Source organism: Asaia sp. HumB (assembly GCF_030263835.1).
GTDB classification, from domain to species: domain Bacteria; phylum Pseudomonadota; class Alphaproteobacteria; order Acetobacterales; family Acetobacteraceae; genus Asaia; species Asaia bogorensis.
The window spans coordinates 989,152-1,004,807 of the sequence record NZ_JARPML010000002.1 but is presented as its reverse complement, the minus strand read 5'-3'; the positions used below and the strand labels follow the sequence as shown (position 1 = coordinate 1,004,807).

At 60.2% G+C, this 15,656-nt stretch carries 12 protein-coding genes; 10 read left to right on the top strand and 2 right to left on the bottom strand.

What is annotated here, in order from left to right:
• Window position 1 precedes the first annotated feature (1 nt).
• Complete coding sequence (gene moaA, locus P5689_RS05590) at window positions 2-1,075, bottom strand: GTP 3',8-cyclase MoaA (protein ID WP_285532417.1); 1,074 nt, start codon at window positions 1,073-1,075, stop codon at window positions 2-4.
• A complete protein-coding gene (locus tag P5689_RS05585; protein WP_285532416.1) occupies window positions 1,065-2,291 on the bottom strand; it encodes a molybdopterin molybdotransferase MoeA in 1,227 nt (408 codons plus the stop codon). Before P5689_RS05585 ends, moaA begins: the two co-directional genes overlap by 11 nt.
• A 491-nt stretch (window positions 2,292-2,782) precedes the next feature.
• On the opposite strand from P5689_RS05585, the gene P5689_RS05580 reads away from it, so the two are divergent.
• From P5689_RS05580 to nuoF, 10 genes are all read left to right on the top strand, one after another.
• Window positions 2,783-3,904, top strand: a complete 1,122-nt coding sequence (locus tag P5689_RS05580) for an HlyD family secretion protein (protein WP_122050635.1) — start codon at window positions 2,783-2,785, stop codon at window positions 3,902-3,904.
• Entirely contained in the window at window positions 3,901-5,481 is a 1,581-nt protein-coding gene (locus P5689_RS05575; RefSeq protein WP_023979420.1) for a DHA2 family efflux MFS transporter permease subunit, read from the top strand. The genes P5689_RS05580 and P5689_RS05575 overlap by 4 nt, the downstream gene beginning before the upstream one ends.
• Window positions 5,482-5,543: 62 nt before the next feature.
• Window positions 5,544-7,097 (top strand): efflux transporter outer membrane subunit, encoded by a 1,554-nt coding sequence (locus P5689_RS05570; RefSeq protein WP_062165980.1) that lies wholly within the window; start codon window positions 5,544-5,546, stop codon window positions 7,095-7,097.
• A 96-nt stretch (window positions 7,098-7,193) separates the two neighbouring features.
• A complete protein-coding gene (gene zwf / locus P5689_RS05565) occupies window positions 7,194-8,699 on the top strand; it encodes a glucose-6-phosphate dehydrogenase (RefSeq protein ID WP_285532415.1) in 1,506 nt (501 codons plus the stop codon).
• A gap of 161 nt (window positions 8,700-8,860) precedes the next feature.
• A complete protein-coding gene (locus P5689_RS05560) occupies window positions 8,861-10,675 on the top strand; it encodes a glycoside hydrolase family 15 protein (RefSeq protein WP_285532414.1) in 1,815 nt (604 codons plus the stop codon).
• Between the two features lie 266 nt (window positions 10,676-10,941).
• Window positions 10,942-11,397 carry an NADH-quinone oxidoreductase subunit A gene (locus P5689_RS05555; RefSeq protein ID WP_031241229.1) on the top strand — a complete coding sequence of 152 codons (456 nt, stop codon included), beginning with the start codon at window positions 10,942-10,944 and terminating at the stop codon, window positions 11,395-11,397.
• A 2-nt stretch (window positions 11,398-11,399) separates the two neighbouring features.
• The gene (locus P5689_RS05550) at window positions 11,400-12,041 is read left to right on the top strand and encodes an NADH-quinone oxidoreductase subunit B (protein ID WP_023979422.1); all 642 of its coding nucleotides are present in this window, start codon (window positions 11,400-11,402) and stop codon (window positions 12,039-12,041) included.
• Between the two features lie 13 nt (window positions 12,042-12,054).
• Entirely contained in the window at window positions 12,055-13,833 is a 1,779-nt protein-coding gene (gene nuoC, locus P5689_RS05545; protein WP_023979423.1) for an NADH-quinone oxidoreductase subunit C/D, read from the top strand.
• Window positions 13,820-14,329: an NADH-quinone oxidoreductase subunit NuoE gene (nuoE, locus tag P5689_RS05540; protein ID WP_023979424.1), complete on the top strand. Its 510-nt coding sequence runs from the start codon at window positions 13,820-13,822 to the stop codon at window positions 14,327-14,329. The genes nuoC and nuoE overlap by 14 nt, the downstream gene beginning before the upstream one ends.
• Complete coding sequence (gene nuoF, locus P5689_RS05535) at window positions 14,329-15,645, top strand: NADH-quinone oxidoreductase subunit NuoF (protein ID WP_023979425.1); 1,317 nt, start codon at window positions 14,329-14,331, stop codon at window positions 15,643-15,645. Before nuoE ends, nuoF begins: the two co-directional genes overlap by 1 nt.
• The last annotated feature ends 11 nt before the right edge of the window (window positions 15,646-15,656 follow it).

Sequence of the window (15,656 nt, the reverse complement as noted above, 5' to 3'; positions counted from 1 at the left end):
ATCAGCCTCCGATATAATACATTTCTATTTTCCGGTCGCCCGTCTGTCCCGTCCCGTGTCCGTCTTCCGGGGGCGGTGGCTGCACCGGTGCAGGATGGCGCATTTCACTATAACGATCGCTGCGCTCATGCCAGATGTCGCGCAGGGCTGCGCGCAGGGCCTCATCCGACTCATCTGCCAGCGCGGGCCGAAGATCCGTACCTTTTGTGGCAAAGAGGCAGGTGAAGATCTGCCCATCCGATGACAGCCGCGCACGCGAGCAATCGCCACAGAAGGGCGCCGTGACCGAAGAGATGAAACCGATCTCACCTGCGCCATCGGTAAAGCGGTAGCGGCGGGCGACTTCCCCCCTGTAGCGGGGGGCGATGGCCTCAACCGGCCAGCGGGTGGCAATACGCTCAAGGACCACCGCCGAGGGGACGACGGCACTCTGCGACCAGTGGTTGCGCGTACCGACATCCATATATTCAATGAAGCGCAGCGTGATGCCGGTATGGCGGAAGCGGGCAACGAGCGGCAGGATCTCGCTCTCGTTCACATCGCGCTGTACGACGGTATTGATCTTGATACCGCCAGGAAACCCCCGTTGTGCAGCCTTGTCGATGGCCGCCAGAACGGTCTCGACCACGGCGCGTCCACCGCTCATGCGGCTGAATATTGTCGGGTCAAGACTGTCCAGACTGATGGTCAGGCGCGTCAGCCCGGCGTCATGCAGCGCGTCCAGATGACGTACGAGCAGAACCGCGTTGGTGGTGAGGGCCACATCATCAATGCCCTCGATGGCTACGAGCCTTCTGACAAGACGGGAGAGATCGGGCCGTAAAAGCGGTTCGCCACCCGTCAGGCGCAGCTTGCTGACACCCAACCCGGAGGCCACGCGGGCCACGCGCTCGATCGCCTCGAAACTCAGACGGGCGTCAGGGGCGAGAAAGGCGAAATCGTCATGAAAGACCGATTCCGGCATACAATAAGGGCAGCGGAAATTGCACCGGTCCATGACCGAGATGCGCAGATCATGCCAGGGGCGTCCGAGCCGATCGCGTGGTACGCTGGTCTGTGACGCCTCACCAGTCATGGAACAGCACAACCGAGCCGATATCCAATGTCGCTTCGCCGGGGGGCAGGCTGATCAGCCCCTGTGTTGCACCCAGACGGTTGAAATCACCTGAGGTCGGCATGGGGCGCGGTATCGCAATGACCATGCCGGTGTCGTCCTGAACGAGTTGGGCGGGAACAAGCCGCGTCATGGTGGCCAGCGGCGCCAGCGAGGCCCCCAGCCGGACAGGGCGAGGGGTTACCGAAAGTCCCTGGGCACGCAGCAGGGCAGGCACGACATGGCGACTGCAACAGGCGAGGGCCGAGACAGGATTGCCCGGTAAAGCAAAGACCGGCTTGCCTGCGGGCGAGATGCCGAACCAGAAAGGTTTGCCGGGGCGCTGGGCCACCTTATGGAATATATTGCGCACGCCCAGCGCAGCGAGGGCCTGCGGGACGAAATCGAACTGCCCCATCGACACGCCCCCGCTGATGACCAGAACATCCTGTTCCGCCAGAAGCGCGCCGAGCTGATCGGTCAGCGTTGCCAGATCATCGGGTAACACCGCAAAGCTCTGACGGGTGAAGCCATTGCGGGCAAGCGAGGCGGCTATGGCATATTCATTCGAGCGGCGTATCTGCCAGTCTGCAACAGGCGCATCGGGGGCTACAAGCTCGTCGCCTGTTGAGATGATGGCGACCAAGGGAATCTGCGCGACGAGGGGATGGCTGAGTCCATTGGCGGCCAGTACGGCCAGATCAGGCGGGGAAAGGCTGATGCCTGCGCGCAGCAGGATATCGCCCGCGGCGCAATCCGCACCCCGACGATGGATATGCTGTCCAGTTTGCGGGTGAGATGAAGCGTGCAGGGTGATCAGGTCGTCCTCCACGCTGTAATGCTCACGCGGGATGATCGTGTCAGCGCCGGTCGGCAGGACAGATCCTGTCATGACGGCGATGCAGGGCGCGACAAACGATCCTGCGTCTGCTGGCGCAGGCTGAGGGGGCAGGGTGAGGGGAGCATGTCCGGCAGGCTGCGTTGCTGCCAGCCGGAAAATCCGGTCCTGCGCCTGCCAGCGTACGGCAATGCCATCGAGAATGACGCGATCATAAGGCGGGAGCGCACGCTCGGCCTGAACGTCCTGGCGAAGTACGCGCCCGCTGCATTGAGCGAGAGGCACAGCCTCGACAGGAAACGGCACAAGCGTTTCACCAATCAGACGCTCGGCGGTCTCGATATCCATCAGATCACCCATATACGCCCCCCGAGGAACCCTGACAGCCACGATATTACAGATATGCCGAGTCCGGCATCAGGCCCTCAGATGGGGCGGAACCGGGCCAAAGGCAAATATATCCCCGCATGTGTTGTGTCTTTTGCGTAACAGAAGCAACGGTGTCGTGCACGATGAGACCTGAGTGGGCAACTTCGCGATGATCTGACGGCTTGTTGGCTTTTGGCCATCGTGATGCGCTGGATGGGCAAGTAATGTCTGATCTCTGGCGCGTAACGAAGGCGTAAGCCGGGGCGTGGCAGGATGTCGCAGAGCTGAGGAACTCAGGTATGGCGGCGGTGGAAAAGACCCCAGACATTGTCTGAAACAGATGATTGAAGGCCCCGGAGACCTATGCTAGTCCATGACCGAACCGAACGGTCATTTTCAGCTCAGGCGATGAGAATTCGGGATTACAGAGCCAAAAACTGAGTTGCTGCGCGCAAGGGCGGGGCAACGCCGAGAGGATGCACATGGCGCAGGGCGACGAGCAGGATAATCGCGCATCGCAGGGTGATGACGATAAGAACGGCAAGCAGGACAAGAAGAACGGGGGCAAGAAACGCAGCCCCCTTTTGCGTATCATTCTGATTGCTGTTGTCGTTGTCGTGGTGATCGTCTGGATCGCCTACTGGCTGCTGACACGCAACCAGATCGAGACGGATGATGCCTATACGACAGGACGCAAGGTTTCGATTGCGCCTCATGTGAACGGCTATGTCACCCAGCTTCTGGTGAATGACAACCAGTTCGTCCATGCCGGGCAGCTTCTGGTCAAGATCGATGACCGCGACTACATCGCCTCATTGCACAAGGCTGAAGCCAGCATTGCACAGGCTCAGGCCAATTTTGCCGCTGCCACGCAGATGGTGATGGTCGCCAAGCAGAACTTTCCCGGTCGCCTGATTGCGGCCAAGGGCGCTCTTGCTTCGGCGCAGGCCCAGCTTTTCAAGGCCGAGACGGATTATCGTCGCCAGCACAGCGTGTCCCGCGCTGCGACCACGCAGCAGGATATCGATTACTCGAAGGCCGCGCTCGACCAGGCTCATGCCGAGGTCATGCGCGCTGAAGGTGAATTGCAGCAGGCCACCCCGGTCAAGCCGAACATCGAGAACCAGGAAGCCACGATGAAGCAGCAGAACGCTGCCCTCAAGGCGGCCGAGGCTGATCTTGTTCAGGCACAGCTGAATTACGGCTGGACCGAAGTGCGCGCGCCGCATGATGGCTGGATCTCGCAGCGTAATGTCGAGCAGGGCGATTTCGTCCAGACCGGTCAGAAGCTGTTCTCTGTGGTCGAGCCTGAAGTCTGGGTTGTTGCGAACTACAAGGAAACGCAGATCCAGAAGATGCGTCCCGGCCAGAAGGTCGAGATCGAGGTCGATGCCTATCCCAACCTGACCCTGCATGGCCATGTGGATTCCATCCAGCTCGGTGCGGGTGCCGCGTTCAGCGCCTTCCCGCCCGAAAACGCGACGGGCAACTTCGTGAAGATCGTCCAGCGCGTGCCGGTCAAGATCCTGATCGATAGCGGGCTCGACCCCAATGTGCCGCTGCCGCTTGGCGTCTCTGTCGTGCCGACGGTGACCGTCCAATGAGCGACGCGTCCAGCGAGAACAACCATGCCGACTGGAAGCCCAAAGCCAACCCCTGGTTGATTGCAGTGGTTGTGACGCTGGGCGCCTTCATGGAGGTGCTCGACACCACCATCATCAATGTGGCGCTCCCGCACATTTCGGGCGCGCTCGGCAGTTCCTATGACGATGCCACCTGGGCGCTCACCTCCTATCTGGTGGCAAACGGTATCGTGCTGACGATCTCGGCATGGTTCGGCAAGCTTCTGGGGCGCAAGCGCTACTTCCTGATCTGCATCGCCATGTTCACGGTGTCGTCGTTCCTTTGCGGACTATCGACAAGCCTACCCATGCTGATCGTTTTCCGCCTGATGCAGGGTTTCTTCGGGGGTGGGCTTCAGCCAAACCAGCAATCCATCATTCTGGATACATTCCCGCCTGAAAAGCGCGGTGCGGCTTTCGGTCTGACCGCCATTGCCACCATCGTCGCCCCCATTCTCGGCCCGCTGCTTGGTGGTTATCTGGTCGATAACTATTCCTGGCGCTGGATTTTCTACGTCAACGTGCCTTTCGGTATCCTGACCCTCATCGGCGTTTCGGCGCTTGTGGAGGACCCGCCATGGGAGAAGCAGAAGCGCGAAAAGGTCGATGTCATCGGCATCTGCCTGATCTCGCTCGGTCTTGGCTGCCTCGAAGTCATGGCCGATCGCGGTGAGGATGATGACTGGTTTGGCTCGAACTTCATCATCATCATGGCGGCGCTTGGCGTAGCCGGGGTGGTGGGTGCTGTGATCTGGCTGCTGCGCGCCAAGAACCCGCTGCTCAACCTTGCCATCTTCAAGGATCGCAATTTTGCTGTTGGGACGTTCCTGATGGCGATGGTGGGTGGTCTGCTTTACGCCTCAGCCATTATCGTGCCCCAATTTGCCCAGCAGGTCCTTGGCTATACGGCCACGATCTCGGGTGAGGTGCTCGCACCGGGCGGGGCTGTGATCATCTGTCTTATCCCGATTGTGGGCAAGCTGATGGGCTTCGTTCAGGTGCGCAATCTGATCGCGTTCGGCTTCTTCCTGATGGGGCTGGCCATGTTCTATTCGGCGCAGCTCGTGCCGACCACGAGTTATGCCCATCTGGTGGAATATCGTATCTTCCAGACGTCGGCTCTGGCCTTCCTGTTCGTGCCCATTTCGACAATTGCCTATTCGACCCTGCCCAAGGAGCTGAACTCCGATGCTTCGGCCATGTTCAGCATGTCGCGTAACTATGTGGGCTCTCTGGCAATCTCGCTCGCCACGGCAGCGATTACAGAAACCAAGCAGGTGCGTCAGAGCCTGATGGCGCATTGGTCGTCCGACTATAATGCCAACGGACAGGATTACCTCAACACTGTGCAGAAGGTGGCGACCGATGCCGGTCTGACCCAGTCGGCCGCGCATCAATATGCCGTACACAGCTATTATCAGAGTTTCATGCAGCAGGTGTCGATGGTGGCCTACAACCAGACGTTCATGGTGATTGGCATCATGGCGTTCTTTGTCGTGCCCTTCTGCTTCCTGTTGTCCCCGGTGGCCAAGAAAGGCCCGGCCGGAGGTGCCCATTGATGACCCGTTTCATGATTTCCCGGAGCCATGACTTGAAGACTGGCCGTTCCCCGCGTGCGCTCATGCTGTGCGGTGCTTCCCTTGCCGTGGTCCTTTCGCTGCCGGGCTGCGTCGGGCCAAAATACCAGAAGCCTGACCTGTGGTCGCCAACCCAGTATGACATGCATGCCCATGCTGGCCAGAAGGGAAGCCTGACCACGCCGGACGCGCCCGATGTCAACTGGTGGAAGATCTTCAACGATCCGACCCTGACCTCGCTCGAAACGCGACTGGCGACCCAGAACCTCGATATCCAGCGTGCCACGGCACAGCTGGCGCAGAGCCGTGCCCAGCTGCTGATGGCTGGTGCGGAGCGCTTTCCCGGGCTTTCTGCCAGCGGGTCCTACACACGCTCGCAATACAGCACCAAATCGCTGCAGCGCATCCTCTCCGGTGTCGCCAAGGATAATGCGACGGCGCTGGGTCAACAGAACGCCACGCTCCTCGACCAGAGTGTGGGGTCTGCCACGATCCCTGTTCTGAATCAGTGGAAATATTCCATCGACGCCTCTTACGAGCTCGATATCTGGGGGCGCGTGGCGCGTCAGTACGAGGCGGCCAAGGCTGATCTGCAGGCAACCGATGAGGAGCGCCGCGGCGTCCTTATTGCCCAGCAGGCCGATATGGCGAATGACTACCTGACCCTGCGTGGGTTGCAGGAACAGCTTCGTATCACCCAGGCCAATCGTGACACACAGGCCCAGACGCTCGCCCTTGCCAGGGAGCGTCAGAAAACCGGGCTCGTCACCGAACTGGACGTGACCAGCGCAGAAAGCCAGCTTGACTCCACCACGGCCCAGATCGCGCAGATCGAGCAGCGTATTGCGCAGCAGATCAACGCCATCAGCCTGCTTCTGGGGTCGCCGCCCGGTACGCTGAACGATGAACTGACCCGTACGGCAGGCATACCGGTGGTGCCGCCGCGCGTGCCGGTCGGTGTACCGGCCGAGCTGGCCCAGCGTCGTCCCGATATCCGTCAGGCCGAGGCCCAGCTCCATGCGGCTGTGGCCAATGTGGCCGAGGCGGAAGCCGAGTTCTATCCGAAGATCACCATCAGCGCCGATTTCGGTCTGCAATCTCTTTCGTTCCGCGATCTCGGTTTCTGGAATGCGCGCGCCTGGAATCTCGGTCCGTCCATTTCACTGCCGATCTTTCAGGGTGGGCGTCTGCGTGGTCAGTTGATGCTCAACCGTTATGCCCAGAAGGCGGCGGCCATTACCTATCGGCAGACGGTGCTGGGCGCCTGGCGTGATGTGGATAACGCGCTTGTGGCCTATCGTGACGAGCAACGCCGGCGCGACGGGTTGCAGGCAGCGGTCGGGGCGGGCCAACGCGCGCTCAAGCTGTCGCAGGAGCAGTATCGCAGCGGTCTGACAACCTACCTCAACGTGCTTTCGGCGCAGCGCGACCTGCTCTCGGCACAGTTGCAACTGGCTGACAGCACGACCACCATCGCAAGCAATCTGGCGCGTCTTTACAATGCGCTGGGCGGCGGTTGGGAGGTGCAGTTCCCGCAAGACAAGCCCGAAGACGCCACGATCCGGCAATTGGGCGAAGACAGTCCCCGTCATGGCTGATCACGTTATTGTTTGAACTTAAGAAAATAATTAGGTGATCTATTAGGGCTCTGTAAGCTTTTTCATCCTGCTCATTGAGAAGGATGGAGAAGTACCATGACGAGCCCTGCTGACCAGCTTCAGAATGTTCTCGGGCAAACTTCCGCCTCTCAACCCTGCAAGCTGGTCATTTTCGGAGCCGGGGGCGATCTGACGCGCCGCCTGCTTCTCACGTCGCTCTACGATCTGGCTGTGGCAGACGCCCTTCCAGGCGGATTTCAGATCATCGCGATTGATCGCGACGAGCAAAAGGCCCAGGACTGGGCCGACCGTCATTTCGCTCTGGCAGAGCAGGATGCAAAAGATCCCTCTGCCGAGTTCTCATGCCCTCATCTCGATCGTGGGGCGTGGGACAGGGTGACCCACAACGCACAATATATTGCGGGCGACTTCACCCGGCCCGAGCTTTTCACCACCCTGTCTGAAACCCTCGGTGGGGACAGCGCCATTTTCTATTGCGCTGTCGCGGCCCGTTTCTTCGCGCCGATTGCAACCGCTCTGGGTGAGGCGGGGCTTCTTGCGGAGAAGGCGGGGTTCAGGCGTATCGTGATCGAGAAGCCTTTCGGTCACGATCTGGCATCGGCCAGGGCACTCGATGAAACCCTGCGCCGGCAGGCCCGTGAAAGTCAGATCTATCGCATCGACCATTTCATGGGCAAGGAAGCCAATCAGGGTATCCTTGTCGCGCGCTTCTCCAACGTCCTGTTCGAGCCTATCTGGCGCCGTGAGTATATCGACCATGTGCAGATCACGGCTGCCGAGACGATTGGCGTTGAAAGCCGGGGCGCCTTCTACGAGCACACGGGCGCTCTGCGCGACATGGTGCCCAACCATCTGTTCGTCCTGCTCAGCCTCATCGCAATGGAGCCACCATCCTCTCTGGCCGCTGAGGCCATACGACAGGAAAAAACGCGATTGCTGGAAGCCATACGCCCGGTGCGCGCGCAGGATTACGTGGCGGGCCAGTACGGAGCAGGTGAGATTGCCGGATCACCCGTCGCGGCCTATCGCAGCGAACCGGGTGTTGCGCCCGATAGCCAGACAGAAACCTACGTCGCCATGCGACTGGATATCGATAACTGGCGCTGGGGTGGGGTGCCCTTTTACCTGCGCACGGGCAAACGCATGAAGGCCCGACGTACCGAGATCAACATTGTCTTTAAAAAGCCGCCTTATGCGCTTTTCAATCAGGACATGAACGACCCGCGCGCAGGCAATGTCATCCGCTTTCTTCTCGATCCTGTCCGGGGTGTCTCCATAGGGTTTGATGCCAAGCAGCCCGGCCTGGAAGAGGTGATTGCCCCGGTGACCAGCAGTTTTCTCTACGACTCGTTTTTCCCGAAGACGCCGAATGTCGGCTACGAGGCGCTGCTGCATGACTGCATGGCGGGCAACCAGATGCTTTTCCAGAGCGCGGGCACCATTGAGGCCGCCTGGACGGCGATTGATACTGTCGCAACCACTCCCGTCACGCCCTGCCTCTATGAAGCGGGGTCACAGGGGCCGGCTGAGGCGGATTCCCTGCTTGCCCGCGATGGGCGCCAGTGGCTTCCGGTGGCCTGATTGACGTTGGGCCTCTCCTTCCCGCGCGGTCATTCTTTCGGTCGGCCAGATGCTGCCGGCCGGCCTTGCGGAGACGGGGGTCATCCCTGGTCGGGATGGCGCCTTGTTCATATTCCTGTTTCACATAGGGTTTCACCAGCCTCGGGTCGAAAGAACTGCGAATGAGTATGGCAATTGAGAATCATGCCGTGATTGGCGATCTGCGCACGACAGCGCTCGTCGCGCTCAACGGATCGATCGATTTCATGTGCTGGCCGCGTTTTGACAGCCCGAGCGTCTTTGCCTCCCTGCTTGAGCCCAGCGCAGGGTTCTTCGAGCTGGCGCCCGTTCTCGAAGGCGGGCGTTTCCGGCAGTTCTATGTGCCGGACACGAATGTCCTGCTGACACGCGTTCTGTCACCGGAGGGCGTGAGTGAAATCTCCGATTTCATGACGCTGGCCCCTGATTATCCTGAGCAGAGGGTGATAAGGCGTGTGAAAGCTGTTCGCGGTACGCTTCGCTTCAGGCTGCATTGCGCCCCCCGGTTCGACTATGCCCGTGTCGGCCATAAGGCCCGTGCCCTGAGTGACCGGGTGATCCTGTTCGAGCCTGAGCGACCCGATCTGCCGAGCCTGCGTATCAGCTCGACCATACCCATGACGATCATCGGCGATGATGCTTGCGCTGAATTCGTGCTCGAACTGAACGAGACGGCCATTTTCATGCTCGACAGCGTGACAACGGACGAAAATCTCTGTCTTGAGGACCACTGGACATCCAATGCCTTCAAGGCAACGGCCAATTATTGGACCGACTGGGTGGCGCGCGCCAAGTATCACGGGCGCTGGCATGATCACATCACGCGCTCGACCCTCGCCCTCAAGCTGCTGACCTCAGCCGAATACGGGTCAATGGTTGCGGCGGCGACCTTCGGCCTGCCTGAAGATCCGGGCGGCATCCGTAACTGGGACTACCGTTATTGCTGGATCCGTGACTCGTCCTTCATGGTCTATGCCTTCATGAAAACGGGCCATACGGAGGAGGCCACCGCCTTTATCCGCTGGCTGCATGAGCGCCGACTGGACGCCCAGCCGGGTGAGGCGCGGCTGAAGGTCATGTATGCGATCGATGGCAAGGCCTTCGTGCCCGAAACCGACCTGACGCATTTCCGCGGCTTCAGGGACTCGCGTCCCGTGCGTATCGGCAATGGGGCGGAGGATCAGCTGCAACTCGACATCATCGGTGAGATGATGGACGCCGTGTATCACGCCGATCGCCACTGCGAACGGATCAGCTGGAAGGCATGGGAGTCAATCGCCGAGGGGATTGACTGGCTTTGCACTGCCTGGAACCAGCCCGATGAGAGTATATGGGAGGTCCGTGGCGGCAAGAAGCACTTCCTGTTCTCACGTATCATGTGCTGGGTGGCCCTCGATCGTGCCATCAGGATGTCGGAAGAGCGTGGTTTGCCAGCCCGTATCGCTGTATGGGTACGTGAGCGGAACGCCATTTACATGGATGTACAGAATAATTTCTGGAGCGATGATCTTCAGTATTACGTGCAGTACAAGGGCGGTACTGCAATCGATGCATCCTGTCTGCTCATGCCGCTCATGGGTTTCATTGGTGATCACGACCCACGATGGATGGCAACGCTGAAGGCCGTGGGCGAGCAGTTGCTCGATGACAGCCACGTCTTCCGCTATCATGTAGCCGAAGGTGATAACGAGGATGGGCTGGAAGGCCGGGAGGGAACTTTTACGATGTGCTCGTTCTGGTACATCGAATGTCTCGCCCGTTCCGGAGACCTGCTGATGGCCCGGTTCCTGTTCGACAAGACCCTTTCATACGCCAACCACGTCGGTCTTTTTTCGGAGGAAATCGGTCCGGCTGGCGAGCATCTGGGCAATTTTCCTCAGGCTTTCACGCATCTGGCGCTCATCAGGGCAGGACAATATCTCGACCAGGCCCTGTCACGGCAGGCAGCGGGAAGTTAAGAATAAGTATCAACAAGTCATCGCGGCAGGACCGCGATGACGGGCAAGGAGTTGATAATCAATATCAACAAAAACAGGACTGTTTGAATACTAATAATCACGGGTTCGTGTGCTCCCCTTCAGGTGATAGGCAGGGACTTGATGTGATGCTAGGCAATGGCGCAGAAAAAAACCTCACGACCACTGGCTTTTTAGTTCCAGACCGGTGTTACACGCCGTGATGGCACGCAGGCCTTTGGTCCCGTCGGGAATAGGTGGTTGCGCCAGTGTCTCAGTTTCTCGCAGATCATGCTTTAGCGATCTACGTGGCCTTTACGGTCATTTTCCTTTGCATCGTGGTGGCGCTGTCAGCTGCTCTCGGCCCTCGTCGTGTTGGTGCGGCGCGCGGTCGCTCCATGAGCCTCCCTTATGAATCGGGCATTCTCTCCACCGGCTCGGCGCGTATCCGCCTGCCGGTGCAGTATTACCTGCTCGCCGTCTTCTTCGTTATTTTCGACGTGGAAGGCGTGTTCATCTACTCATGGGCTCCCGTGGTGGTCGAGGCTGGTTGGGCTGCCTTCATCTCGGTTGTGACCTTTGTCGTCTTTCTGACGCTCGCCCTGGTCTATCTCTGGCGCAGTGGTGCCCTTGAATGGGGCCCCAAGCACCGCCGCATGCCGGTCAAGGTGCCGCCCAATTCCCCTGTTGAACTTGTCAAAATCCCCGAGCGCGAGGTCGTATAACGATGACTTGGACTCTTACCTCCGCCGTCGGCGAGCCCCGTCTGCAATCCCCTGAGGAACTCCTGGCGCACGAGGACGTGCGCCGTAATCTTGTTGTGGGCAAGCTTCAGGATTTCATTTCCTGGGGGCAGAAGAACTCGGTCTGGCCGTTCAATTTCGGCCTGTCCTGTTGCTACGTGGAAATGGCGACGGCTTTCACGAGCCGTTACGACATTGCGCGCTTCGGTTCCGAAGTGCTGCGCGCCACCCCGCGTGAAGCCGACCTGATCGTGATTGCGGGCACTGTGTTCCGCAAGATGGCCCCCATCGTGAAGTATCTGTACGACCAGATGCTTGAGCCGCGCTGGGTCATCTCTATGGGCTCCTGTGCCAATTCAGGCGGCATGTATGACATTTACAGCGTCGTGCAGGGTGTCGACAGCTTCCTTCCTGTCGATGTGTATGTGCCGGGCTGTCCGCCGCGCCCCGATGCCCTGCTTGAGGGGCTGATGCTGCTGCAGGACTCCATCGGCAAGCAGCGCCGTCCGCTCAGCTGGATGGTGGGCGATCAGGGTGTGACCAAGGTGACGCCTGCCAGCATGCGCGACCTCAAGCGTGAAGAGCGCATGGCGGTCACCAAGCTGCGTACGCCCGACACGATCTGAGGAGCCTGCAGCTATGAGCGAAGTTTTCGACAACAGCCGCGCAGCAGGCATGGGCACGGGCAGCATGGGGGCCTCGGTTGCCGCTTTCCCGCCGCACATGATCATGATGGAAGAAGCCACGCGTGATGGCGTGCCGACTTTCTGGGTCTCGCGTGGCCAGATCCGTGCCGTGCTTCAGGCGGTCAAGGCCGGTGGCGCGCTGCGCATGCTGCTCGACCTGACCTGTGTGGACGAGCGCCAGCGTATCCATCGTGACAATCTGCCGGCATCCGACTTCACGGTCATCTACCACATCCAGTCCTTCGACGGGCCGATCGATGAAGTGCGCTTCAAGGTCCCGCTTGCAGTCGATGATGCCAATATCGCGTCCATCACCGATATCTGGCCGAATTCGAACTGGCTCGAACGTGAGGCGTGGGATCTTTTCGGTGTCGTGTTCGAGGGGCATCCGCATCTCTCGCGCATCCTGACACCGCCGACCTGGGTCGGGCACCCCCTGCGCAAGGACCATTACGCCCGCGCGACCGAGCGTCCGCCCTACACGCTCTCGGAAGACCAGGTTTTCGACGAGCAGGAAGCGCTGAAGTTCGACCCCGAATCCTGGGGCATGAAGCGTCATTCCGACAATAGCGACTTCATGTTCCTCAACCTTGGCCCGAACCATCCTTCGGTGCATGGCGTGTTCCGCGTCGTGCTGCAGCTTGAGGGTGAGTTCATTGTCGATGCGGTACCCGATATCGGGTTCCATCATCGCGGTGCCGAGAAAATGGCCGAGCGCCAGACCTGGCACAGCTACATCCCCTATACCGACCGTATCGACTATGTCGGCGGGGTGATGAACAACTTCCCCTATGTGATGGGTGTCGAGAAGCTGGCAGGCATCACCGTACCGCCGCGCGCTCAGCTCATTCGCATCATGCTGGCCGAGTTCTTCCGTATCTCCAGCCATCTCGTGTTCTACGGAACCATGGTGCAGGATCTGGGTCAGCTCTCGCCGGTCTTCTACATCTTCACCGATCGCGAGCGCGTTTTCGAGATCATCGAAAAGATCTGCGGCTTCCGCATGCATCCGGCCTTCTTCCGCATCGGCGGCGTGGCGATGGATCTGCCGCAGGGCTGGGATGGCGAGGTTCGCGCCTTCCTCGATTATCTGCCCAAGCGTCTGGACGAGTACAACGAACTCGTCATGAAGAATCCAATCTTCAAGGCCCGTACGAAGGGCGTAGGCGTCTACACGACCGAAGAGGCCGTGGATTGGGGTGTGACAGGGCCGGGGCTGCGCGCCACGGGTCTGGAATGGGATTACCGTCGCAAGGCGCCCTATTCGGGCTATGACCAGATCGACTTCGATATCCCGACCGCCGTCAATGGCGATTGCTATGACCGCGCTGCGGTGCATATTGAAGAGATCCGCCAGAGCCTGCGCATCATCCGCTACTGCCTCGATAACATGCCGGGCGGGGCCTACAAGGCCGAGCACCCGCTGGCCATGCCGCCGCCGAAGCCGCGCACGATGCATGACATCGAAACGCTCATCCATCACTTCGTGGGCGTCAGCTGGGGGCCGGTCATTCCGCAGGGCGAAGTGCGCTCCTGCATCGAGGCGACCAAGGGCCTGAACCAGTATTACCTTGTGAGCGATGGCGGCACGATGTCCTACCGGACGCGTATCCGCACACCGTCGTTCATTCATCTGCAACAGCTTCCGATGCTGTCACGCGGCACCATGATTGCCGATCTGATTGCCATCATCGGAAGCATCGATTTTGTGATGGCCGATGTCGACCGCTGAACTTACGGCGCAGGACGCCGAACTCCCCAAGGATCTAGTCGATACCTTCATCGACATGGCGGCCCATGAGCATCACCCGCGCGGCGCCGCCATTGAGGCGCTGCGTCTGGTGCAGGAACGCTTCGGCTGGATCAATGACGCGCATCTTGCCCATACGGCACGGATCCTGGGCATGTCCCAGGCCGATCTGGACGGGATTGCCACCTATTTCAACCTGCTGTTCCGCAAGCCGGTCGGCAAGAACGTGGTCATGCTCTGTGACTCCGTGTCCTGCTACATCATGGGTGCGGAGCAGACACGCGAGCGCCTTTGCAAGAAGCTGGGCGTGAAAATGGGCGAGACGACGCCGGATGGTGAATTCACCGTTCTGCCCATCGTCTGCCTTGGTCACTGCGACCATGCGCCCGCCATGCTGGTCGGCAAGGACCTGTTCGGTCCTGTCCGTCCGGAAGATATCGACGGGATCATCGACGACATTCGGGCGAGGAAGAAGTGATGACTGGTCTCAACCCCGAAAAGCAGCCGCTATTGGCGCTCGTCAATCGCGAGACGCCGCTCGATCCGGCTGGCTATGACAAAAAGGGCGGCTGGCGCGGTCTGCGCCGCGCCCTTGGCATGAGCCCTGCGGAGATCATCACCGAGGTGACGGACTCCAAGCTGCGCGGACGCGGCGGCGCCGGGTTCAGCACCGGCATGAAATGGAGCTTCGTTCCCAAGGAATCCTCCAAGGACCGCCTAAAATACATCGTCGCCAATGGTGACGAGATGGAGCCGGGCACCTTCAAGGATCGTATCCTTGTCGAGGGCAACCCGCTCCAGCTTATCGAAGGCATGATCATCTCGGCCTATGCCATCCAGGCACGGCACGGCATCATCTTCCTGCGCGGTGAATACCATCTGGGTCTGGAGCGCCTGCAGCAGGCGGTCATCCAGGCGCGTGAGGCCGGCTTCCTTGGCGAGAACATTCTCGGCTCTGGTTTCGATTTCGATCTTCACGTCCATCCCTCCGCCGGTCGCTATATCTGCGGTGAGGAAACGGCCCTGATCACGGCACTGGAAGGCCGCCGCGCCAACCCGCGCGCCAAGCCGCCTTTCCCGCAGATCGGTGGTCTGTGGGGCGCGCCGACGGTCGTGAACAACATCGAGACCTTCAGCAACATCCCGCATATTCTTGCCAATGGCACGGAATGGTATCTGGGGCTGAGCGCCTGCGTCGATGGTGGCACCAAGCTTTACGGTGTCAGCGGTCGCGCCAAGCGTCCGGGCGTGTTCGAGCTACCTCTGGGCACGTCGCTTGGCGTTATCCTGAACGAATGTGCCGGTGGCATGCAGGACGGCTACAAGCTGCGCGCCTTCCTGCCCGGTGGTGCCTCGACCGCGTTCCTCGGGGCCGAGCACGCTGACATCATCATGGACTATCCGACGCCGGAAAAGGCAGGCAGCCGCCTTGGTACGGGTCTGGCCATCCTGCTCGATGACAAGACCAGCCCGATCGGGATGATCCGCAATCTTGAGCATTTCTTTGCACAGGAATCCTGTGGCTGGTGCACGCCCTGTCGTGACGGCCTGCCCTGGGTCGAGCGTCTTCTGATTGCCATTGAGGAAGGGCGCGGCACGCCGGAGGATATCGATCGCCTCCATGACGCGGCCCGCCTGATCGGCCCGATGGGGCGCACCTTCTGCGCCCACGCGCCGGGTGCGATTGCGCCTCTGGCCAGCGGCCTGAAGATGTTTGCCGAGGATTTCCAGCGAATGGTTAGCAAGCCCACCTCCGGCACCGCAGAGAGCGGCGCCGCAGGACAGGCGGCGTAGGAGGAACGGCC